At 69.5% G+C, this 20,889-nt stretch carries 19 protein-coding genes and 1 pseudogene; 8 read left to right on the top strand and 12 right to left on the bottom strand.

The features are described from left to right. Positions 1-25: 25 nt before the first annotated feature. The gene (mshD, locus tag QF035_RS24860) at positions 26-952 is read right to left on the bottom strand and encodes a mycothiol synthase (protein ID WP_307522791.1); all 927 of its coding nucleotides are present in this window, start codon (positions 950-952) and stop codon (positions 26-28) included. 237 nt (positions 953-1,189) lie between these two features. On the opposite strand from mshD, the gene QF035_RS24855 reads away from it, so the two are divergent. The 4 genes from QF035_RS24855 to QF035_RS24840 all read left to right on the top strand — a co-directional run bounded on the left by QF035_RS24855 (position 1,190) and on the right by QF035_RS24840 (position 6,609). After that, positions 1,190-3,010, top strand: a complete 1,821-nt coding sequence (locus tag QF035_RS24855) for a bifunctional metallophosphatase/5'-nucleotidase (RefSeq protein ID WP_307522789.1) — start codon at positions 1,190-1,192, stop codon at positions 3,008-3,010. Between the two features lie 91 nt (positions 3,011-3,101). After that, positions 3,102-4,349: an LmeA family phospholipid-binding protein gene (locus tag QF035_RS24850; RefSeq protein ID WP_307522787.1), complete on the top strand. Its 1,248-nt coding sequence runs from the start codon at positions 3,102-3,104 to the stop codon at positions 4,347-4,349. A 253-nt stretch (positions 4,350-4,602) separates the two neighbouring features. Further along, positions 4,603-4,731 (top strand): hypothetical protein, encoded by a 129-nt coding sequence (locus QF035_RS24845; RefSeq protein WP_307522785.1) that lies wholly within the window; start codon positions 4,603-4,605, stop codon positions 4,729-4,731. Between the two features lie 99 nt (positions 4,732-4,830). Next, positions 4,831-6,609, top strand: a complete 1,779-nt coding sequence (locus tag QF035_RS24840) for an ABC transporter ATP-binding protein (protein ID WP_307522783.1) — start codon at positions 4,831-4,833, stop codon at positions 6,607-6,609. Positions 6,610-6,721: 112 nt separating this feature from the next. On the opposite strand, the gene QF035_RS24835 is transcribed toward QF035_RS24840, so the two are convergent. From QF035_RS24835 to QF035_RS24810, 6 genes are all read right to left on the bottom strand, one after another. After that, positions 6,722-8,854, bottom strand: coding sequence for a pectinesterase family protein (locus tag QF035_RS24835; RefSeq protein ID WP_307522781.1), 2,133 nt, complete (start codon positions 8,852-8,854; stop codon positions 6,722-6,724). Between the two features lie 130 nt (positions 8,855-8,984). Beyond that, on the bottom strand, positions 8,985-9,836 hold the full coding sequence (locus QF035_RS24830; protein WP_307522780.1) for a hypothetical protein: 852 nt from the start codon (positions 9,834-9,836) through the stop codon (positions 8,985-8,987). 162 nt (positions 9,837-9,998) lie between these two features. Continuing rightward, positions 9,999-10,814 (bottom strand): PH domain-containing protein, encoded by an 816-nt coding sequence (locus tag QF035_RS24825; protein ID WP_307522778.1) that lies wholly within the window; start codon positions 10,812-10,814, stop codon positions 9,999-10,001. A 124-nt stretch (positions 10,815-10,938) separates the two neighbouring features. Beyond that, positions 10,939-11,781: an intradiol ring-cleavage dioxygenase gene (locus QF035_RS24820; RefSeq protein ID WP_307522777.1), complete on the bottom strand. Its 843-nt coding sequence runs from the start codon at positions 11,779-11,781 to the stop codon at positions 10,939-10,941. 161 nt (positions 11,782-11,942) lie between these two features. Beyond that, the gene (locus QF035_RS24815; RefSeq protein ID WP_307522775.1) at positions 11,943-12,230 is read right to left on the bottom strand and encodes a hypothetical protein; all 288 of its coding nucleotides are present in this window, start codon (positions 12,228-12,230) and stop codon (positions 11,943-11,945) included. Continuing rightward, positions 12,227-12,451: a hypothetical protein gene (locus QF035_RS24810; RefSeq protein WP_307522773.1), complete on the bottom strand. Its 225-nt coding sequence runs from the start codon at positions 12,449-12,451 to the stop codon at positions 12,227-12,229. Before QF035_RS24810 ends, QF035_RS24815 begins: the two co-directional genes overlap by 4 nt. Before the next feature lie 128 nt (positions 12,452-12,579). Here QF035_RS24810 and QF035_RS24805 point away from each other — a divergent pair. After that, positions 12,580-13,410: pseudogene (locus QF035_RS24805) on the top strand (helix-turn-helix domain-containing protein). Next, complete coding sequence (locus QF035_RS24800; protein ID WP_307522771.1) at positions 13,407-13,625, top strand: DUF397 domain-containing protein; 219 nt, start codon at positions 13,407-13,409, stop codon at positions 13,623-13,625. Before QF035_RS24805 ends, QF035_RS24800 begins: the two are co-directional and overlap by 4 nt. Here the strand turns inward: QF035_RS24800 and QF035_RS24795 are convergent. Then, positions 13,594-14,766: a class I SAM-dependent methyltransferase gene (locus QF035_RS24795; protein ID WP_373466714.1), complete on the bottom strand. Its 1,173-nt coding sequence runs from the start codon at positions 14,764-14,766 to the stop codon at positions 13,594-13,596. The two genes, QF035_RS24800 and QF035_RS24795, sit on opposite strands and share 32 nt — an antisense overlap. 357 nt (positions 14,767-15,123) lie before the next feature. On the opposite strand from QF035_RS24795, the gene QF035_RS24790 reads away from it, so the two are divergent. Together QF035_RS24790 and QF035_RS24785 are read left to right on the top strand one after the other, a co-directional pair. Further along, complete coding sequence (locus QF035_RS24790) at positions 15,124-15,816, top strand: RNA polymerase sigma factor (protein WP_307522769.1); 693 nt, start codon at positions 15,124-15,126, stop codon at positions 15,814-15,816. Further along, positions 15,813-16,934 (top strand): CU044_5270 family protein, encoded by a 1,122-nt coding sequence (locus tag QF035_RS24785; RefSeq protein WP_307522767.1) that lies wholly within the window; start codon positions 15,813-15,815, stop codon positions 16,932-16,934. The genes QF035_RS24790 and QF035_RS24785 overlap by 4 nt, the downstream gene beginning before the upstream one ends. A 27-nt stretch (positions 16,935-16,961) precedes the next feature. On the opposite strand, the gene QF035_RS24780 is transcribed toward QF035_RS24785, so the two are convergent. The 4 genes from QF035_RS24780 to QF035_RS24765 all read right to left on the bottom strand — a co-directional run bounded on the left by QF035_RS24780 (position 16,962) and on the right by QF035_RS24765 (position 20,672). Continuing rightward, complete coding sequence (locus tag QF035_RS24780; RefSeq protein ID WP_307522765.1) at positions 16,962-18,422, bottom strand: sensor histidine kinase; 1,461 nt, start codon at positions 18,420-18,422, stop codon at positions 16,962-16,964. Beyond that, positions 18,419-19,150 (bottom strand): response regulator transcription factor, encoded by a 732-nt coding sequence (locus QF035_RS24775; RefSeq protein WP_307522764.1) that lies wholly within the window; start codon positions 19,148-19,150, stop codon positions 18,419-18,421. Before QF035_RS24775 ends, QF035_RS24780 begins: the two co-directional genes overlap by 4 nt. 106 nt (positions 19,151-19,256) lie before the next feature. After that, positions 19,257-19,442, bottom strand: a complete 186-nt coding sequence (locus QF035_RS24770) for a hypothetical protein (RefSeq protein ID WP_307522762.1) — start codon at positions 19,440-19,442, stop codon at positions 19,257-19,259. Positions 19,443-19,514: 72 nt separating this feature from the next. Continuing rightward, entirely contained in the window at positions 19,515-20,672 is a 1,158-nt protein-coding gene (locus QF035_RS24765) for a S1C family serine protease (protein WP_307522760.1), read from the bottom strand. Positions 20,673-20,889: the final 217 nt, after the last annotated feature.

Genomic DNA, 20,889 nt, shown 5'->3' with positions numbered 1-20,889 from the left:
TCGCCCGTCCGGCGAGGACCTCCGTTCAGGACTCCGTCCGATACATCAAATCGGTCTCGTACGTGACGAACCCGAGCCGCTCATAAACAGCCACCGCCGCCGTGTTGTCCGCATCGACGTACAACATCGCCGTCGGCACCCCCCGCCCCGCCAGATACCGAAGCCCGATCGTGGTGAGGGCCTTGCCGAGCCCACCCCCCTGCGCCCCGGGCCGTACGCCCACGACGTACACCTCCCCGAGCCCCTCCTCCGCATGGACCTTCGTCCAGTGGAACCCGACCAGTTCCTCGTCCCGGAAGGCGAGAAAGAACCCGGCCGGATCGAACCACGGCTCACCCTTGCGGTCGTCGAGGTCCCGCTGGCCCAGCGAACCCTGCTCGGGGTGGTGCGCGAAGGCGGCGGCGTTCGCGGCGAGCCACGCCGTGTCGTCCTCGCCGGGCACGAACGTCCGTACGTGCACGCCGTCGGGAAGCTTCGGCCCGGCCAGGTCGAGGTCCGTCAACGGCCGCCGCATCTGCCGCAGTTCGCGGAAGAGCGTGAGACCGAGGACCTGTGCGAGATGGCGGGCCGAGGAGTGGCCGCCGTGGGCCCAGACACGCACCCGCTTGCCGGACTCGGCGAGCAGCGCGTTGCCGAGCGCCCGTCCGTGCCCGTGCCCGCGGTGCGCCGGGTGGACGACGAGTTCGGCGGCCGGGGCCTCGACGGGATCGGTGTCCTCCAGCTGTGCGTACCCGACGAGCCGGTCCTGGGAGGTCAGCAGCAGATGGCGGACCCCCTCCCGGGCGCCACCGCGCAGCTGCAGCCGGCCCTGCTCGGACACCGCCTGCTGTCCGTCGGCCCGGGCGGCCTCCGCGAGGAGGTCGAGCACGGCCTCGGTCTGCCCGGGGCTCAGCGCGGAGAGGATGTCGAGGGAGCGGGCCGGGACAGCCGGTGCGGTGTCTTCGCTGGTCATGAGTACGAGAGTACGACGTGTCCGGTTCATGGCGAAGTGGCCCGACGAGTGTGGACGCGGCCAGTGCGCCGGGAGTGCGCCGAGAGCGCGCCATCGGCCCGCGACCTGTCCGGTTCGCGGTGAATCGCCCCGCGCGGCAACCAGTCCGTAACCCTGAACCCCCTGTCGCGCTACGCGCGTTGACTCTAGGCTGCGCCGGGACGGGGCCCACATATCAGCCGACCCACAGGGGGGCGCATGTCAGCCACACCTCATCCCTACCGACGCAGACGCCGGACCACCCGCTTCCTCGCGGTGGCCGCGGGCGTCGCCACCGTCGGCGCCCTCGTCGCCGCGATGCCGGCGTCCGCGGGCGAGACGGGCAAGAAGAAGCCCGGCCACCAGAAGCCGGGCCGCTACCAGGACGTCCAGCTGCTCTCCTTCAACGACCTGCACGGCAACCTGGAGCCTCCGGCCGGGTCCTCCGGCCGGGTCACCGAGCTTCAGCCGGACGGCACCAGCAAGACGATCGACGCGGGCGGTGTCGAGTACCTGGCGACGCATTTGCGCCAGGCCCGCGAGGGCAGCAAGGCCAACGGGTACTCAGTCACGGCGGCCGGCGGCGACATGGTCGGTGCCTCCCCGCTGATCTCCGGGCTTTTCCACGACGAGCCCACCATCGAGGCGCTGAACAAGCTGGACCTCGACGTGACGAGCGTCGGCAACCACGAGTTCGACGAGGGTGCCAAGGAGCTGGGCCGCCTCCAGAAGGGCGGCTGTCACCCCACGGACGGCTGTTATGTGAAGGGCGAGAAGTTCGAGGGGGCCGACTTCCCGTACCTCGCGGCGAACGTCCTCGACGAGAAGACCAAGAAGCCGATCCTCAAGCCCTACTGGGTGTGGAAGAAGAACGGCGTCAAGGTCGGCTTCATCGGCGTCACGCTTGAGGACACCCCGGGTGTCGTCTCCGCCGAGGGTGTGAAGGGCCTCAAGTTCAAGGACGAGGTCGAGACGATCAACAAGTACGCCAAGGAGCTGGAGAAGCAGGGCGTCAAGTCGGTCGTCGCGCTGATCCACGAGGGCGGACTGCCCGCCTCGGCTGCGTACAACTACGACTGCGACTCGCCCGGTGCCGGCGACGGCATATCCGGCCCCATCGTGGACATCGCCAAGAACATCACGCCGAAGGTCGACGCGCTGGTCACCGGCCACACCCACGCCGCGTACGCCTGCACGATCAACGACCCGTCGGGCAAGCCCCGCATGGTCACCTCGGCCGCGTCCTTCGGGCGGCTCTACACCGACACGACGCTGACGTACGACCGCTGGACCGGCGACATCGCCCGGACCGCCGTCGCCTCCGCGAACCACGTGGTGACGCGTACCGTGCCCAAGGCGCCGGACATGACCGAGCTGATCACGAAGTGGAACACGCTCGCCGCGCCGATCGGCAACAAGCCCATCGGTTACATCTCCGGTGACATCTCCAACGTCGGCACCGAGTCCCCGATCGGCGACCTGATCGCCGACGCGCAGCTCGCGTACGGCAAGGAGCTGGATCCCGAGACCGACCTCGCGCTGATGAACCCGGGCGGTATCCGGGCGCCCCTCACCTTCGCGGCCAAGGGCGCCGAGGGCGACGGCGTGGTGACCTACGCCGAGGGCTTCACGGTCCAGCCGTTCGCCAACACGGTGAACCTGCAGAGCTTCACCGGCGCCCAGCTCGTCCAGGTGCTCAAGGAGCAGGTCACCGGCGTGAACGCGGCCTCTCCGAAGGTGCTCCAGATCTCGAAGGGGCTCACCTACACGCTCGACCTGACGAAGACCGGCGCCGACCGTGTCGTCGCCGACTCGGTCAAGCTGAACGGTGCCGCGATCGACCCGGCCGCCACCTACCGCGTCGCGACGAACAGCTTCCTCGCGGGCGGCGGCGACGGCTTCACCACCCTGGGTCAGGGCACGGGCGACCTGGTGGGCGACGACGACCTCGCGGCCCTGGAGAAGTACCTGCTGGCCAACTCCTCGGCCACGAACCCGATCGCGCCGCCCGCGGCCGACCGGATCACCGTCGTGAAGTAGCCACCCGGTAACGGCGATCTGTCCGTGAGGTAGATCGCAAACCGCCTATTCGAGTTGCGGGTGGGGTTGGTACGCATGGTCGAATCAGTTGATGCGTACCCCCCATCCCATCGCGGCGCATTCTCATTCCCCTCCGAACCCGTACGAGGATCTCGCCGCCCTCGACGACGGACCCCTTGAGGACTTCCTCCAGGTGGAGGAGCCGGCCGTGGCCGAGGGGGCCGAGCGGGAAGCGGAGTGGGCACCGCCCAACCACCGCCGGGGCTCCCGGGACTCCGGAGCCCGCCCCCGCCGACGCACCCGTCGGCGCCGGCGAAGTCCCTTCACCGGACTGTCCCTCGCCGTCAAGGCCGTCATCGCGGTACTCGTCCTCGCCGCCTTCCTGGCCCTCGGCGACCGCTGGGCGCTCCTGTACGCCGAGCGCACGGCGGCCGAGAAGGTCAGGGACCAGCTGAAGCTCAGCGCGTCCCCCGAGGTCGAGATCGAGGGCTTCCCCTTCGTCACCCAGATCCTCGACCAGCGGCTCGACTCCGTCTCGGTCACCGTCCCGGACGTGGCGGCCGACCGGGTCTCCCTGGCGAAGGTCTCCGCCACCGCGACGGGCGTACGGGTCGACGGCGGACCCACCTCCCTGCGCGGCGTCCGGATCCCGGAGCTGCACGGCGAGGTGCTGCTCTCCTTCGACGACCTGAACCGTGAACTCGGCGCGTCCCAGATGACGTTCACCGGTCACGGCGGCGACGAGGTGCGGGCGCGCGGGGTGCTGCCCGTCGCCGGGCACGACCTCCGGATGCGGGCCGACGCGCGGATCAAGCGCGACGGCGAGCGCGGCATCTCGACCGAGGTCGGCGGAATGCGCCTGGACATCGGCGACCTGGCCACCTTCCGTCCCGGCACCCGCGAGTCCCAGGGCCTGCACCTGACCCGCAAGTCCGCCACGCGCCTGGCGAAGGAGAAGAAGAAGGCCAAGGAGCTGCTGTCGGTGCCGTCGATCGCGAAGCGCATCGGTGTGCCGGACTCCGCGGTCCAGGAGGCGCTGAGCGACGACTCCAAGTTCGAGGAGTTCACCGGCTCCCCGCGCTTCGCAGGCCAGTTGATGAAGGTCAACCTCATCGACCTCGCCGTGGAGAACCCCGAGCTCCTCAAGCGCCTCGGCTTCGACCTGGCCCTCCTCGACGGGCTCTCCCGCCTGACCCGCCCCGCCCTCGTCGACCGCCTCTCCATCGGCTTCCGCCTCCCGAAGCCCCCGAAGGGCGAACTGACCCTGCGGGACGTGCGCGTGCAGAAGGACGGGATCCGGGTGCGGGTCACCGGGCAGGGACTGTCGATCGGCAAGTAGGCCGCCGAGCAGGCCGCCAAACAGGCCGCGCGGTAAATAAGTTCCGGGTGAGCGGCGTAATAAAGTCTGTGTGAATTGCGCTTCGGTTCCCGCGGGTTCCTGAAATCTGTCTCAGCCGCAATTAATCGAGGTCTCAGCGGATTTGGCGATTTTCGCTTCTGCGGTCTCGTAGTGTTTTCCATGTCGAAGCCGAACGGAGCTTATGGCAAACGGAAATACACCACAGAAGAAGCAGAAGAAAGAGGGACGTCTCATGAGCTTCCACAAGATCACCCCGGTCAAGAAGAACCGCAAGCCCGCCGCCCCGAAGAAGCACGCCGCGAAGCCCGCGCCGAAGGCCGGTGCCAAGAAGCCGCAGCGTCGCCCGGTCGGCAAGAAGTAGCCACTGCCACGAGGCGGGGTCTCCGGATTCGTTCCGGAGACCCCGCCTCGGCCATTTGTCGGTTCTTTTTGCGGGAATCAGGAAAGGGAATGTGACGGCATGCGGGAAGTCCGGGAGGCATTCGCGCGGTTCTGGCCTCTGACGCGCGGCGACCGCAGGTGGCTGCTGCTGATCGTCGCGTGCGTCATCGTGTCGGCGCTGGCGGAGACGGCCTCGATCCTGCTCTTCGCGGAGCTGACCGACCACGCGCTCAAGGCCGGTTCGCTCGCCGCCTTCTGGGGGCCCGCCGGTGCCTGGCTCGGCGTCGCCGTGCTCGGCGCGATCGTCGGATACCTCGGGAACTCCCTCGCCGTCTGGACGGCCGAGAGATTCGTACTGCGGCTGCGCGCGAACGTCTTCCGGCACGTCCAGGACCTGCCGCCGCACTTCTTCCAGAAGCACCGACAGGGCGATCTGGTCGAACGGCTCACGGGTGACGTCGAGGCCATCGAGCAGATGGTCGTGTCGGGGGTCGTGGGCACGGTCTCCGCCGTGTTCTCGGCGCTCTTCTACTCCGCCGCCGCCCTCTGGCTCCGCTGGGACCTCGCCCTGGTCACCTTCCTCCTCGCCCCTCTCTTCCTCGTCGCCGCCCGCCGCTTCGCCTGCCGGATCAGGACGGCCGCCCAGGACGAGCGCACCGCCGACGGCGCGATCACCTCGGTCGTCGAGGAGTCACTGGGCAACGTCGTACTCACCCAGGCCTACAACCGCCGCCGCGCCGAGGAGAAGCGCCTCGACCGCGAGGCCAGGGCCTGGCTGCGCGCCAGCGTGCGGGGCGCCCGCGCGAGTGAGCTGTACGAGCAGTTCGTCGAGGTCGTCGAGACGGTGTGCGTGCTCGCGGTCATCGGGCTCGGCGCCTGGGAGATCTCCCAAGGACGCATGTCGCTCGGTCAGTTGCTCGCCTTCGCCGCCTTCCTCGGCTATCTCTACCCGCCGATCCGCGACCTCGGCCGGCTCGGCCTGACGCTGACCGCCGCGACGGCCGGCGCCCAGCGGCTCCAGGAGATCCTGGACGCCGAGCCCGCCGTCACCGACCCCGCCGAACCGGTCCGGCCCTGGCCCGTACGCGGCTGGGTCAGCCTCCACGGCGCCTCCTTCCGCTACCCGGGTGCCGAGCGCGACAGCCTGCACGACGTGACGTTCACCGCGGGACCCGGCGAGTTCGTCCTCGTCACCGGCCCGAGCGGCGCCGGAAAGTCGACGCTCTCCAAGCTCCTGACCCGCTTCTACGACCCCACCGCGGGCGTGATCTGCCTGGACGGCGTCCCGCTCACGGACGTACCCCTGGAGTTCCTGCGCGAGAACGTCGCCCTGCTGCCCCAGGAGACGCTGATCCTGCACGGCACGATCCGCGAGAACATCGGCTGCGGGCGGCCGGGCGCGAGCGACGCGGAGATCGAGCGGGCCGCGCGGGACGCCGACGCCCACGCGTTCATCGGCGCGCTGCCGGACGCGTACGACACGGAGATCGCACCCGGCACGGCCATCCTCTCCGGCGGCCAGCTCCAGCGCGTCGCCCTCGCCCGCGCGATCCTGCGGGCCGCCCCCGTCCTGGTACTCGACGAACCGACCACCGGACTCGACGGGCCCGCCGCCCGCCGGGTCGTACAGCCGCTGCGGCGCCTGGTCTCCGGCCGTACGACCGTCATGATCACCCATGATCTGACCCTCGCCCCCGACGCCGACCGGATCCTGGTCGTGGACGGCGGACGGCTGGTGGAGGAGGGCACGCACGAGGAGTTGATGGCGAGGGGTGGGGTGTACGCGGGGCTCGCGGGGCCGATGCCGACGGGCGTGGAGACGACGATGAGGCTGTTGCTGCCGCAGCCGTGCCCGTAAGGGCGTGGCGGGGTGGCAGGGCGCCGGCTGGGGAGCGGCTCTTGGCTCGCACTCCCCAGCCGGACGGGTGTCGGCCGTCGTGACGGCGTGACGGTGTGACATCGGGCCGTCGTCAGGCGGTCGGGTTCCAGGTGCCCAGCCAGTCCGCGACCTCCTGGCCGGTGGCCTGGGAGTCGGTCAGCTGCGGGCGGTCGCCGCTCGCGGCGCCCGAGCCGGGGCCGGTGTTCCTGTACTCCGCGAAGCGGTCGTTCTTCCAGGAGAAGCCGCCCATGTCCGACCACGGGGTCGACTTGACCGCGGCGCTGAGCGTGGAGTTGCGGACCGTGGTCTGCGGACGAAGGGTCGCGTCGCCGCCCGCGTGCCAGTTGCGGCCGAGGAAGAAGCTCCCGGCGGACACGTCACCGTTGACGACCGAGCGGTTGATGAGGATGCCCTTGCGGTCGGCCGTGGTGCTGGGCGCGGTGATGTACCCCGCCGACGTGCCGTCCCAGCGCTTCTTCAGGGTGATGACGGACTGGTCGATCACGGCGGTCGCGCGGCCGAAGACGAAGTCGACGTTGCCGCTGACGTAGGAGTTGCTGACGTAGACCCGGCCGAGCCTGTCCTTGGCCGCGGTGTCCAGAAGCAGGGTGTCCTGGTCGCCGTCGACGATGATCCCGTCGAGCAGGACCTGGTCGGCGGCCGTCCGCAGCGCCACGGCCTGGTGACCGCTCAGGCTCTGGTTCCTCGCCTCGTCGAAGTCGTTGCTGATGGTCAGGTTGCGGGCCTGGAAGTCGTCGGCCTCGACGGCGACGGTCGCGCTGCCGCTCGTGCCGTACGTTCCGCCGCCGGGCTTCGCCGTACCGGCCGCGTTGTTGAAGACGATGACCGTGTCCTTGCGGCTGGCGCCCGCGCCCTGAACGGTCACGTGCGGCTTGTTCGCCGGGACCTTGACCGTCTCGCGGTACGTGCCCGGCTTGACCGAGATCACCACGCGGGAGGGGTTGTTCGTGGGGACGGCGTCGACGGCGGCCTGGACGGTCGTGAACCGGCCCGAGCCGTCCTTGGCCACGGTGAGGGGGGCGGCCGCTGCCCCGGTGGCCGCCTTGGTGTTTGCCGCGCCCGCGGTGCCGTTCGCGGTGCCGATCGTCGTACGCGGTCCCGTACCGGCCGTGAGCAGCGCGGGCACGTCCGCCGTCCTGTCCGGCGTGTAGCCGTAGAACGACTTGGGGTCGAAGGCGGTGCCGCCGCTCTCGTTGCGGCCGCTGGTGCCCGAGAAGGTGTTGCCGCGCTGGACGATCGCGGCCGTGGCGTCCTTGGTGACCGGGTTGTTCATGCCCTGGAAGTAGCTGTTCTCCAGGACCATCCTCGTGCTGCCGCGCGAGTAGTTGCCGTAGGACGACTTGATGGTCGTGCCCGGGTCGTCCTGCAGGTAGTTGTTGTAGAGGTGCGCGTGGGCCGCGTTGTCCGTGGACGGGTTGCGCTGCTCGGTCTCGCGGAACCAGTTGTGGTGGACCGTGATGTCGGTGACGAGGTTCTCGGTCCAGCCGATGCCGAAGGTCTTGTTGTTGTCGCTGAACTTGTTCCAGGACACCGTCACGTTGGTGCTGTCCTTGCGGACGTCGATGAGCCCGTCGGCCATGTGGCGCAGGTCGTTGTGGTCGATCCACACGTGGTGGGCGCCGTCCATCTGGACCGCGTCGAAGTCGTGGTCCTTGTCGTTCCAGACGCCCTGGTAGGAGTCACGGATCGTCAGGTTCCGGATGATCACGTTGTGCACGCCGGTGCCGAGGAAGAAGCCGCCGCCGACGATCTGCCCGGACGTGCCCTGGCCCACGATGGTCTTGTCGGACTTGACCTTGATCTCCTTGCCGACCGGGTTCATGGTGATCGCCGCGGCCACGACGATGACGTACGGCTCCTCGGCGGTCGCGTACTTCTCCAGGTCGGCGAGGGTCTTCACGGTGACCGTCCGGCCGTCGCGGCCGCCGTAGGTGCCGTTCTGGCCGAGCGAGTCGACGGAGGCGAAGCCGTCGGCGGTGTCGGCGGCCCAGGCCGGCGCGGCGGCGGTTGTGGCACTGGTGGCGCTGCCGGCGTTCGTGGCGGCGGACGCCGTCTGCTGGGCGCCCTCGCCGAAGACGCCGAGGCCAGTGCCGTAGGTCGTGGTCACGGCGGCGGTCAGGGCCAGGGGGATGCCGACCGTCAGTGCGGTCCGCCTTCTGCGGTGGCGGGGTCCGGCAGTCGTCTTGCCGTGGCGCTCACTCATGCGGCGTACCTTCCGTGCGGGGGGGTGGGGGAATCGGATCGCTGGTGAGTCGCCGCCCCGCACGGAAAGGTTGCCGGGTTCCTGTTGCTCGGGTCCTGTTGCCGGGATCCCGCCTACTCGCCCTACTCGCCTACTGGGCGCAGGTCTTCGGATCCAGCTTCTCCTCCACCTTGTCCTCGCGGCCGTCGGGCTGGCCGTTGGGGAGGAGCTTGTCGGAGGTGCCGTCGATGTAGTAGCCGTACGAGTAGATGGTCCGGTAGCCCCGGTCGCGCCAACTGTGCACGGTCTTACGGCCGTCGCCCTTGTTCCACTGGTAGTCCTCGACGTAGAAGACCGGGTTCACCCGCACCACGCGCTGGTACGGCGTCCATGTCACGGCGACCTGGGTGCACGGCGGGATCGTCTTCTCGCTGCGGCGCTCGAAGGACGAGCTCTTCTCCCAGCCCCACTCGTAGGTGAAGCTGCCGCCCGCGGTGCCGGAGAAGATGCTCTTCGCGGCGGAGAGGCTGATCGAGGCCCCGACGCTCTTCTTGGCGAACGTCTTCGTGCCGTAGCTGCTGACGAAGGTCTCCTTGTCGTCCTTCGACCCGCGGTTGCCGATCCACGGCGAGGTGCGGACGGCGGCACCCTTGGTGGACCAGGTCGAGGCCTGCGCGTACCCGCACCAGCCGCGGAAGAGCTCCCACGGCCCGGCGGGCTCCCACAGGCCGAAGACGTCCCGCAGGTACTCGTCGTGGGTCTTGAACTCGCCGGTGTCGACGTTGAGTGCGCCGTAGACGCCCGTCAGGCTCGTCTCCTGGTTGCAGAGCCGCTCGATCATCGAGTCGGTGTTGCCGGGGTCGACGCCACGGATGTTCGTGGCGCCGCCCGGCCCAGCCGCCTGGGCGGGCCCGGCGACGGTCATCAGACCGGACACGGCGAGTGCGGTGGACGCGGCCACCAGGGCACTCTTCTTGAGGGCCGACTTGAGTACGGATCGCACGCTGAGCTCTCCTCCGGAGGACGGAACCCGGCGGCGGAGAGGGGGAGCGGCGCCACCGGTGGTCGACAAGAAGCGAACCCGGCGAACGTCACGGGGACATCGCGGCTGGATCAGAGATGCCTCAGAAAATCCGGCCCGGCCGCGACCCGGTCCTCCGGCCGACTACCCGCGGCGGACGGCCGGCGGCGGCTCCGACTCCCTGAGCGAGCGCGGAACCTGCGACTCCCACCGCCAGTTGAGGAGGGCCGCGAGGGCGGCGAAGGATGCCAGCGGTACGCACACGAGCAGCAGGACCACAGGTGCCTCGCCGTGGACGACGATCAGCGCCACCAGCACCGCGAACATACAGAGGAGAACGACGATTGCGCCGATCCACGCGTGTTCCCAGGCCTTGCGGTGGCCCGCCCGTCGGCGGATGCGCGCCTCCACCTCAGGTCGGCGCTCCCAGGTCATGCCGCGATGCCTGGCCGCGGCGGTGAGAAGGTCCGCGACCTCGGCGTGCGGGTCGTCCAGTTGCCAGTCGTCGAGGTGCGGAAGACCCAGGCGGCGGCCGTCGTTCCCGTACAGGAGGGTGACGTGGCGGCGCGCCGAGGGGCCCCCTCCGCGCGGGGTGGGCTCGACGCGGATGTCGTAGATGTCGTGCCAGGACCGCTTGCGCTCGAACACCGCTCCCCGTACAGCGATCCCGTCGGGTCCTACGCGAGTGCGTCCTCGGCTCATGAACAGGGTCACCCAGACGACGCTCGTCAGCACGAGGACCGCCATACAGGCCAGCAGCCAGGTGGGCAGGGCGTCGAAGTGTCTGCCCACCTGGAGGACGAAGTTGCCCAACGCGAAGGCCATCACGAGCAGCCAGCGCCTGGGCGGCTTCTTCCGCCTGCGGTACTCGCGCTCGATACCGAGCCCGTTCTCGTTCCCGCCCCCGGCTCCGGTTCTGTCCTCGTCGCCGGCCTGGTCCCCGCCCCCGTACCCGCTCATCGGCCCCTCCCCAGGGTGTGATCGCCGGGCTCGATCGTAGGGGCGGGCCGGTCGCGGTTGTCCCTGGGGATCGTCAAGAGATGTGCTGGTGGATGCGCCGGCGTCCGTACCGACAGGGGTACGCCTACACCGGCACGGTGAGCGTGGCCGTGTAGCCCTTCTCGACGCTGCCCTTCGTCGTGGCCAACTGCTGGTCGTAGCCGTCGCTGAAGATGTTGTCGGTCTCCAGGGAGAGCCGGCCCATGTTCTGGACGCTGCGGTCGTAGCCGTCCGTCGCGTACACGGTGTCGCATACGTCCTTGGGGAGGGCGAGTTGCGAAGTGGCCGTGATGGACGTGGCGTTGGTGGCGTTGGTGGCGTCCTCCAGGCTGCCGTACACCTCGAAGTGGATGTGGGGCCAGCGGCCCGTGTAGCAGGCGGGGAAGATGCTGGTGAACGTGACCTGCCCCTTGGCGTCGGTCTCCTGGACGCCGCGCAGGTAGTTCTCCTCGGTGACGCCCTCGGAGTAGAGGGAGTAGTTGCCGTCCCGGTCGCAGTGCCAGAGGTAGACGGCGGCGCCCTCCTTGGGCGTATCGCAGCCGGAGGCGGCGTCGACGACGGTGAGGGTGACGGTCAGCGGCACCCCTTCCGCCTTGCCGCTCGCCGTCCCGAAGCTGGAGGTGATGTCCTTGCGGACGACACCGCTCTCCTTCAGGACGTTCACGCCGTTGGAGCCGTCACCGGGGTACGGGCCGGCCGTCTCGCCGGGGATGGTCTCGCACTCGGCGCTTCCGGAGGAGGCGGCGGAGGAGGAGGACGAACCGGCGGAGGGGTCGGCCGAGGAGGCCGAGCTGTCCGAGTCGTCGCTGCTGCATCCCACCAGCGGCACCAGGCCGACACCGGCCAGCAACCGGATCATCTTCCGCCGCTGAAGCGTCGGCAGGTCGAAGGAGAGACCTCTGTCGTGGTCGTGCAGTTCTTCACTCATGGCTGCTCTCCCTGTACCTGTGCCGTGCCTGTGCTGTACCTGCGCCTGTCCACGGCCGCTTCCGCGCCCGTGCCGCCCGCTGCTTGAAAGTGACAGTAGGCGCATTGCCTGTGGGGCATCCATGGGGCGGCTGTTCGTCGGCTGAGGGGCGGAGCAGGAAATCACTGCTCGTTCCCGGGGATGCGTCCGCCCCTGCTGACCGCGACGCGGAGTACGTCTCCCAGGCACTCCACCGCCCTGGTGAGCGCGAAGCGCACGGCGCGTTCGCCCGCCTCGGTGTCGGCGAGTACGGCTCTGGCGCCCGTGAGGACCTGTTCGCCGGAGTCCAGTTGCGCCGACTCCAGGTCGTCCGCGAGCCGGGAGAGCCTGCTCTCCTCACTGTCGGTGCTCAGGTAACAGGGCTTGCCCTCCGGTGTCGTCCACGGCAGCAGGCGCAGTGGGCCCGTCATGCGGACACCTCCACGTCGTGGAGGTACGGGCGCACGAGGGGTGTGTCCCACTCGAAGGACCTTGCTCCGTAAGTGAGTTGGCAGCGGCATGCGGGTGCGGCGGGCGCCCACGGCTCGCGCCTGTCGGGCGGGTAGGTGGTGGGTCTCGCCCGATGTCGGCCCCTGGCGGGCAGCAGTACGCGCAACAGCAACTCGCAGAGGGTTGTGACGAGTCCGCCCATGGCAGTGCTCCTTCTGGAGAGAGGGCTTTGACGAGCGGTGATTACCGTTCGTATCTCGATCGTCACTGCTCGGACCTACGCTGCGGAAGGGGTTCGGTGTTGTCTGGGGCGCCAGGCAACGGTTAGGGGTGACGGTGGGCGAACAGGTTGACGGTGAGCAGGAGACGGGTCGGGCTGTGCTCGGCCGGACGCTTCGGTATCTCCGAGAGAAGGCGGGTAAATCGCTCGGGCAGTTGGCTGATGAGACCGGGTACGACAAGAGCTATCTGTCCCGGTTGGAGTCGGGTGAGCGGCTGTCCAAGGTGACGGTCATGGAGGACTTGGACGCGTATTACAAGGCCGGTGACCTGCTGGTCAGCCACTGGAGGGTGACGCGGCTGGACGCGTTCAAGGATCAGTACAAGAGGTTCATGCGGCTGGAGTCGACGGCGCGGATCATGTGGAAGTTCACGCCCGCGGTGCCCGGCCTCCTGCAAACAGAGGATTTCGCCCGCGAGGTGTTGTCTGGGGCCCAGACAACGGCTGACGGTGAAGATCTGGTGGAGGAGCGGGTGGCGGCGCGCATCGGGCGGCAGTACCTGCTATAGCAGAGTCCGGAGCCCGATGTCCGGATCATCGTGGACGAGTGCGCGTTCCGGCGTCCGACTGCCCGCGCCAAGACCTGGACTAAGCAGCTGCTTCACCTTGAGGTCGTTGCGGCGTGGCCCAATGTGGCGCTCCAAGTGCTGCCGTTCTCAGCGGGAGTTCACCACCACATGACGGGTTCGCTGACGCTGCTCTGGCAGAAGGACGGAAGCGCTGTTGCCTACAAGGAAGGCAACGGATGCAGTGAGTTGGCCGAGGATCCGGACGAGGTCCTGCGGCTCCGACTGTCCTACGATCGGCTGCGCGACCTGGCGCTGTCACCGTCGGACTCGCTGACGTTCATCAGGGACGTACTGGAGGAGCACAGATCATGACGCGCACCCTCGATCTCAGCACTGCGATATGGCGCAAGTCGAGCTACAGCGAGGGAGGAGACAACGACTGCGTCGAGGTCGCCGACGGCTACCCCGGCATAGTCCCCGTCCGCGACAGCAAGTTCCCGCAGGGCCCCGCCCTGGTCTTCGGGGCGGAGCCCTGGGCCCTCTTCCTCGGGAACGTCAGTCGGGGATCAGGCGCCAAAGCGAGGTGACTTCGGCGGTTCGGGCGCGGTGGAGAGGGTCCGTGGTGTCCCGGGCCCGGGGGTGGCGGGGGCTCGTGTCGAGGCGGGTCGTCACGCGTAGGCCCGCCGTGGTGATGGCGGTCAGTAGGTCCTCGCGTTTCCTGAGGCCCAGGTGTTCCGCCAGGTCGGACAGGACGAGCCAGCCCTCGCCTCCTGGGTTGAGGTGGGCGGCCAGGCCGTTCAGGAACCCGTGGAGCATCGTGCCGTCCGGGTCGTAGACGCCCTGTTCGACGGTCGAGGTCGGGCGGGCGGGGAGCCAGGGCGGATTGCAGACCACCAGGTCGGCGCGGCCCTCGGGATAGAGGTCGGGGCCTGTGACCTCGATGCGGTCGGCGAGGCCCAGCCGCTCGGCGTTCTCGCGGGCGCAGGCCAGCGCACGCGCGCTGATGTCGGTCGCCACGACGTGGGAGAGGCCCCGGCGGGCCAGTACGGCGGCCAGCACCCCCGTTCCCGTACCGAGATCGAACGCCGTACGGGGGTTCGCGGGCAGCGGTGCCTTTGCCACCAGGTCGATGTACTCACCTCTGACCGGGGAGAACACGCCGTAGTGGGGATGGATGCGCATGCCGGCTCCCACGGCCGGCACCTCCACACCCTTCTCGCGCCACTGATGTGCCCCGATGACACCCAGCAGCTCCGTCAGGGAGACCGCTCGGTCGCCTCGCGGGGGCCCGTACGCCTCGGTGCACGCCCGGCGTACGTCGGGCGCCCGGCGCAGGGTCAGGGAGTGGTCGTCCTCCAGGAGGACCAGGAGTCTGCCCAGTACGCGGGCACGGTGGCCGCGGGCCCGGCGGTGGAGGTGGAAGGACTCGGCCGGGGTGGCATCGGGCCGGGTGGGGTTCGACTTCCGCTCGATGCGGCGGCTCATCGACTTGAGCAGCTGACGCGCGTTGTGGAAGTCGCCCTGCCACAGCAACGCCGTTCCCTCGCAGGCCAGTTGGTATGCGGTGGCGGCCTTCGTGCGGTCGTCGGCGACGACGACCCGGCGGGGAGGCGGAGCGCAGCTCTCCGAGTGCCAGCGGGCGGATCGGGCCGGCTGATCAGATCGGTCGGATTGATCAGTTCGGTCGGATCGGTCTTCGGGCCAAGTGATCGTGGGCGTCGTGGACACGACGTACTCCTCGTGTTCGAACGTGCGGTGGGCACGAAGAGCACTTCGACGAGGAGCCGGGGAAGTGGGGAAGCCGCCGTGCGTGGCAGACGGCCCGTCTCGCGGTATCGCGCGGTACGGGTTCGTAGGTCGGGCAGGAAGGGGGCTACCGCTCCCGCGTCGAAGCGCGGGAGGAGAAGTCGCCGAGGACCAGACCTGGAACCATGCCGGGCATCACGGGTCAGCCTTTCGGAGAGATGATGCCCGAGACTCGCACGGGCCTCGCCTCGCGGGCAAACCGGGCCCCGCCTCCCCTGTGACGCAGCTCACGGGAAGGCGGTCCCTCCCGCCGTACAGCTCATAGAGGTGACCACTCATATGCGAACCCGGATACGGGCCGGGGACTCGAGCGCTTTCGCCGAACTCTTCGACGCGTACGCCCGTGCGGTCTACAACCACGCGTTCCGGCTGACCGCCGACTGGTCGACGGCCGAGGACGTGATGGCCGCGACCTTCATGGAGGCGTGGCGGCTGCGCGACAGGGTCGACCCGGAGGGCGGCTCGCTGCGGCCCTGGTTGCTGGGCATCGCCACGAACACGGCTCGCAACCAGTACCGCAGCAACCGGCGCTACCGCCGAGCCGCGAACGCCGCCGCCGCGGCCGAGCTCGCCGTGCCCGACCACGCCGAGGAGGTCGCCGACCGCGTCGACGACCGGCACCGGCTCGCCACGGCCCTCACCGCGCTCGCGACCCTGCGCAGACCGGAGCGCGAGGTCATCACGCTCTGCCTGGGGGAGGGCCTGGACTATGAGGCCGCGGCGGAGGCGCTCGGCATTCCCGTCGGGACGGTCGCCTCCCGCCTCTCCCGCGCCCGCAAGAAACTGCGCTCGATCGCCGAGGCTCAGCTCGCCCTGCCCCAACTTGCCGTGAGCCAGGGGGAGTTGGGGCGTCCTGTCTCCGGCATCGCGTTCAAGAAAGTTCGCGAAAAACGGGAAGGCCCCGGCCCCGTACGACAGACAAGAGGCGATCACGTAAATGCGATCCGGCCCGCACAGGAAGGAAACCGATGAACGCGAACACGTCCCGGCAGCACCCTGCCGAGTGGGACCAGGAGGCACAGCTCCTGTCCCAGACGGCGCGTGACCTGCCGACGGGCCGCCACCAGTTCCACAAGGAGCGTCTGATGGCCCAGATCCACGAGCAGGTCCAGCGGGAAGAGCGCACGGCGACTACGGGGATGACCGCCGCGGCCCCTCAGAAGGCCCGGCGATTCCGGCTGCCGCGCCCCGCGATCACGCTGCCCGCGATGGCGGCCGCCCTGTCCGCGGTGGTCATCGCCGGAGTGGTGACGGTCGGCGGTGACGGCAGCGGGGTACGGGACAGCGGTGTGGCCACCGGACCGGCCCTGACCACCGACGTCGGTACCGCGTCCGCGAAGGGCGTGCCCCAGCTGCTCGACCAGATCTCGCTGGCGGCGGCCGAGGGCGACCACCCGACCGTCAAGCCCGGTCAGTACATCTACATCGAGTCCGTGCTGGCCGACACCTTCGTGAAGACCGTCGACGACAAGTCCAGCCTGGCCAGCCACGAACTGCACCGCCGGCAGATCTGGGAGTCCCCGGACGGCGTCAAGGGCTGGCTGATCGACCCCGCCGTCAACGAGGGCCCCGAGGGCGAGACCCTGAGCCTGCCCGACGAGCAGGGCAACACCCCGAAGGCGCACCTGGGCAGCCCGTCGTACGACTACCTGACCAAGCTGACCACCGACCCCGACGCACTCCTTGCCAAGATCTACAAGGAGACCAAGGGCCAGGGGAACACCCCCGACCAGCAGGCCTTCACCACCATCGGTGACCTCCTCGCCGAGAGCTACCCGCCGGCCGAGCTCTACCCGGCGCTGTTCGAGGCCGCCGCCAAGATCCCGGGCGTCGTCGTCGTCGACGACGCGGTGGACGCCGCCGGTCGCCACGGGGTGGCGGTGGCCCGGCTGGACGAGACCAGCGGGCAGCGCGAGGAGTGGATCTTCGACAAGAAGACCCATGTCTACCTCGGTGCGCGCAATGTCCAGGTGAGGCAGCTCAAGGAAGAGGGCGTCCTGGTCAAGCCCGGCACGGTGAACTTCACCATGGCCATCAAGAACCGTGCCGTGGTCGACGGAATGAAGCAGACACCGTCCCAGGCGGGCTGAGACCGGCCCTCGGGGGAAGGGCCCGCCTCAGTCCAGCGCGGGCGGCGGTGTCGGTGCGCCGGGCAACCGGATCGTCGCCACCGTGCCGCCGCCCTCGGCCGGGCTCAACGCCACGTCGCCGCCCGCCTGTTGGACCGTACGGGCCACGATGGACAGGCCCAGGCCCGAGCCGGGGAGTGCCCTTGCACTCGGTGAGCGCCAGAAGCGGTCGAAGACGTGCGGGAGTTCGTCGGCGGGGATGCCCGGGCCGTGGTCCCGTACGGTCAGTTCGCCGTCCTTGAGGGCGACGTCGACCGTGCCGCCCTCGGGGCTGAACTTCACCGCGTTGTCGAGGATGTTCACGATGGCCCGCTCCAGCGCGGAGGGCTCCGCCCGTACGAACCAGGGGTCCACGTTCGCGGTGATCGTCAGCTCCGGGCCGCGCAGACGGGCCCGGCGCAGGGCCGCCTCCACGGTGTCCTGCAACGACACCACCTGTACGCGGTCCGCCGGCGTCCCCGCGTCCGACCGCGACAGCGTCTGCAAGTCCCCGATCAAAGCGGCCAGTTCGGTCATCTGCGCCTTGACGGAGGCGAGCAGCGCCTTGCGGTCCGCCTCGGGGATGGGCCGCCCCGTCTCCTCACTGCGGGTGAGCAGCTCGATGTTCGTACGGAGGGAGGTGAGGGGGGTACGCAGTTCGTGACCGGCGTCGGCGATGAGTTGCTGTTGCAGCTCGCGGGAGCTGGCCAGGGCGCTGGTCATCGAGTTGAAGGAACGGGAGAGCCGGGCGACCTCGTCCTCGCTCTCCTCCTCCACCGGGATGCGCACGGAGAGGTCCTCGGTGCGGGCCACGTGTTCCACGGCTTCGGTGAGCTTGTCGACCGGCCGCAGGCCCGCACGGGCGACCGCGAGACCGGCGGCGCCGGCGCCGAGAACTCCGATGCCGGAGACGAGGAGCAGGATGAGGGCCAGGTCGTTGAGGGTGCTTTGGGTGCTCTTGAGGGGCACGCCGATGAGGAGTGCCGTGTCCGCGTACAGCTGCGGCCGGCTCGGGCCCTGAGTGACGGTCAGAGGGACCGTCAGGATGCGTACGGCGTTCCCGTCGGTGTCGGTTCCGTTTCGGAAGATCCCGTTTTTGTCGTCCGCGTTCTTGATCACGTCCGTGTCGTCGCTGGTGACCTTGACCGTGCCTTCGGAGTTCACCGAGACGCAGGGCGTTCCGTCCGCCTTGACCAGTTGCAGGTAGTAGGTGTCCCGGGCGCCGAAGTCCTCATTCTTCGGCAGCGGTGTCTGGGCGCAGCTCTCCAGTGCGGCAACGACCTGTGAGTACGGCTGAGGCGTGGAAGCCGCTTGCAGGTCGTCGTCGACCTGGTCGTACAGCTTCCCCTGGACGATGAACCAGCACGTCACAGAAACGGCCGCCACCGCGAACGCCACCGCCGCCGCGACCAGAAGCGACAGCCGGGTCCGGATCGGGAGGGAGGTGAACCGGCGTACTACGCGCTTCACTCCGCCCCACCCGACCGCAGGACATACCCCACACCCCGCACCGTGTGCACAAGACGGGGCTCGCCGCCCGCCTCGGTCTTCCTGCGCAGGTACATCACGTACACATCAAGGGAGTTGGAGGACGGCTCGAAGTCGAAGCCCCACACCGCCTTCAGGATCTGCTCGCGGGTGAGGACCTGGCGCGGATGGGCGAGGAACATCTCCAGCAGGGTGAACTCCGTGCGGGTCAGCTCGACCGGCCGCCCACCCCGCGTGACCTCGCGCGTCGCGAGGTCCATGCGCAGGTCGCCGAAGGTGAGCGCGTCGTCCGCGGGGGCGCCGACGGCCGCGGCCGCGTAGGAGCTGCGGCGCAGCAACGCCCGTACGCGGGCGAAGAGTTCGTCGAGTTCGAAGGGCTTGACCAGATAGTCGTCGGCGCCGGCGTCGAGGCCGGTGACGCGGTCGCCGACCGTGTCGCGGGCCGTCAGCATGAGGATCGGCGTCGTGGTGCCCGCGCCGCGCATCCGGCGGGCGGCGGTCAGGCCGTCCATCCGCGGCATCTGGATGTCGAGGACGACCAGGTCCGGCTGGTACACCGTGGACTTCTCCAGGGCGTCCGCGCCGTCGACGGCGACCTCGGTGTCGTAACCCTCGAAGGCGAGGCTGCGCTGGAGTGCTTCGCGCACGGCCGGCTCGTCGTCGACGATCAGGATGCGCTGGGGTTCACGGTCGCCTTCGGCGGGGCTCATCGCGGTCAGTTCCTCGGGTGCGGTGGGACGTGGTCGGGGCGCTTTCAGCCTCGCACGTTCAGGGCTGTTCTCGTAGCGCCTGCCGGGCCCGTGAGCCCGGCAGGGATCAGCCTCGTACGGTTCGGCCGGTACGGGCGCCGACCCCTCGGCGGGCGCCGCGCGGAGCGGCCGCGGCGGCCAGTTCGGGCGCGCGGGGCGCCGGTGCGTGGAGCTCGTACGCCACTTCGAGGGCCAGGGCGAACGCGGCCGGGTCGGCGCCCGCGACGGTGTGGGAGACGTTCCTGATCTTCATGACGAACTCCGGGTGGCTCGGTGCGAAGGGAGTGAGTCGGAGGGGCTGACGGGGAGGGGTGCGGGCGGACGGTCAGCTGTCGGAGCCGCCGGCCCGCAGGGTGTCCAGATCGGCCTTGACGGTGTTGATCGGGATGGCGAACCCGAGGCCCACGCTGCCGGCGCTCGACGAGGTGGCGTCCGCGGCGGAGTACATCGCGGAGTTGATGCCGATGATGTTGCCGTTCATGTCGATCAGCGCGCCGCCGGAGTTGCCCGGGTTGAGGGACGCGTCGGTCTGGAGGGCCTTGTAGGTGGTCGTGGACGAGCCGGTGTCGCCGTTGAACTCCTGGCCGCCGAACTCGAACGGCCACTGACCGCTGCCGCCGCCCTGCTGTTGCTGCTGCTGGCCCTGGCTCTCGTCCGTGGAGACGGTGACGTCACGGTTGAGGGCGGAGACGATGCCGCTGGTGACCGTGCCGGTCAGGCCCTCGGGGGAGCCGATCGCCACGACCTGGTCGCCGACCTTGACGCCCGCGGAGTCGCCGAGCGTCGCGACCGTCAGACCGGACGGCGCGTTCTCCAGCTTGATGAGCGCGAGGTCCTTCTTGCTGTCGGTGCCGACGACCTTCGCGGTGTACGACTTGCCGTTGCTCAGCTGGACCTTGATCTCGGAGGCGCCCGAGACCACGTGGTTGTTGGTGATGATCTCGCCGCCGCTGGTGATGATCACGCCGGAACCGGTGGACTGGCCGGCGTTCGAGGTGGCGCTGATCTCGACGATGCTCGGGCTGACCGCCTTGGCGACCCCGGCGACGCTGCCCTTCTCACTGGTGGGCACGACGCTGGTGCTGGTGCTGCTGCTCGCCACCGTGTCGCTGCCGGTCAGCTCCTGGAAGGCGTACGCGGTACCGCCGCCCACGGCCGCGGCGGCTATCGCCACGGCGGCCAGCAGCGCCAGCGGACCCTTGGCGCGCTTGCGGGGAGCGGCGGGAGCCGGGGAGACGGGCTCGGTGAGGAGGGCCGTGGGAGCGGCGCCCTGCTGCGCCGGCTCGTACGCCGGCGGGGGCGGCCACTCCGGGTTCACGGAGGAACCGGAGAAGGTGGAGGAGTCGGAGGAGGAGCTCGCGGGGTGCGCGGAGGCGTACGGCTGCTGGGGGTACGCGGACTGCTGCGCGTCGCCCTGCGTGTACGCGGACTGCTGCTGTTCGCCCTGGGGGTACTCGCCGCTGCGGCGGAAGCTCTCGGTCATGACTCAGACTCTGAACCCCGACCATGAGAGCTCCCTGAGTGCTCCCTGAGAAGCCCGACAGAACCGCGTATGCCCGATATAAAGGCGCCTGGGGCCGCTGAAATCGGTGAAACAGGGGGTTGCGGCACGGTGATGTGAGGGAAGCGGCGGACGAATACTTGTCGGACCCCTGTGAAGGACGTGTGCAACGGGAAACGAGGGGCGCAATCTTGGTGGG

It is taken from the genome of Streptomyces umbrinus, from assembly GCF_030817415.1.
GTDB lineage: Bacteria > Actinomycetota > Actinomycetes > Streptomycetales > Streptomycetaceae > Streptomyces > Streptomyces umbrinus_A.
This window is presented reverse-complemented; position numbering and strand designations above follow the sequence as displayed.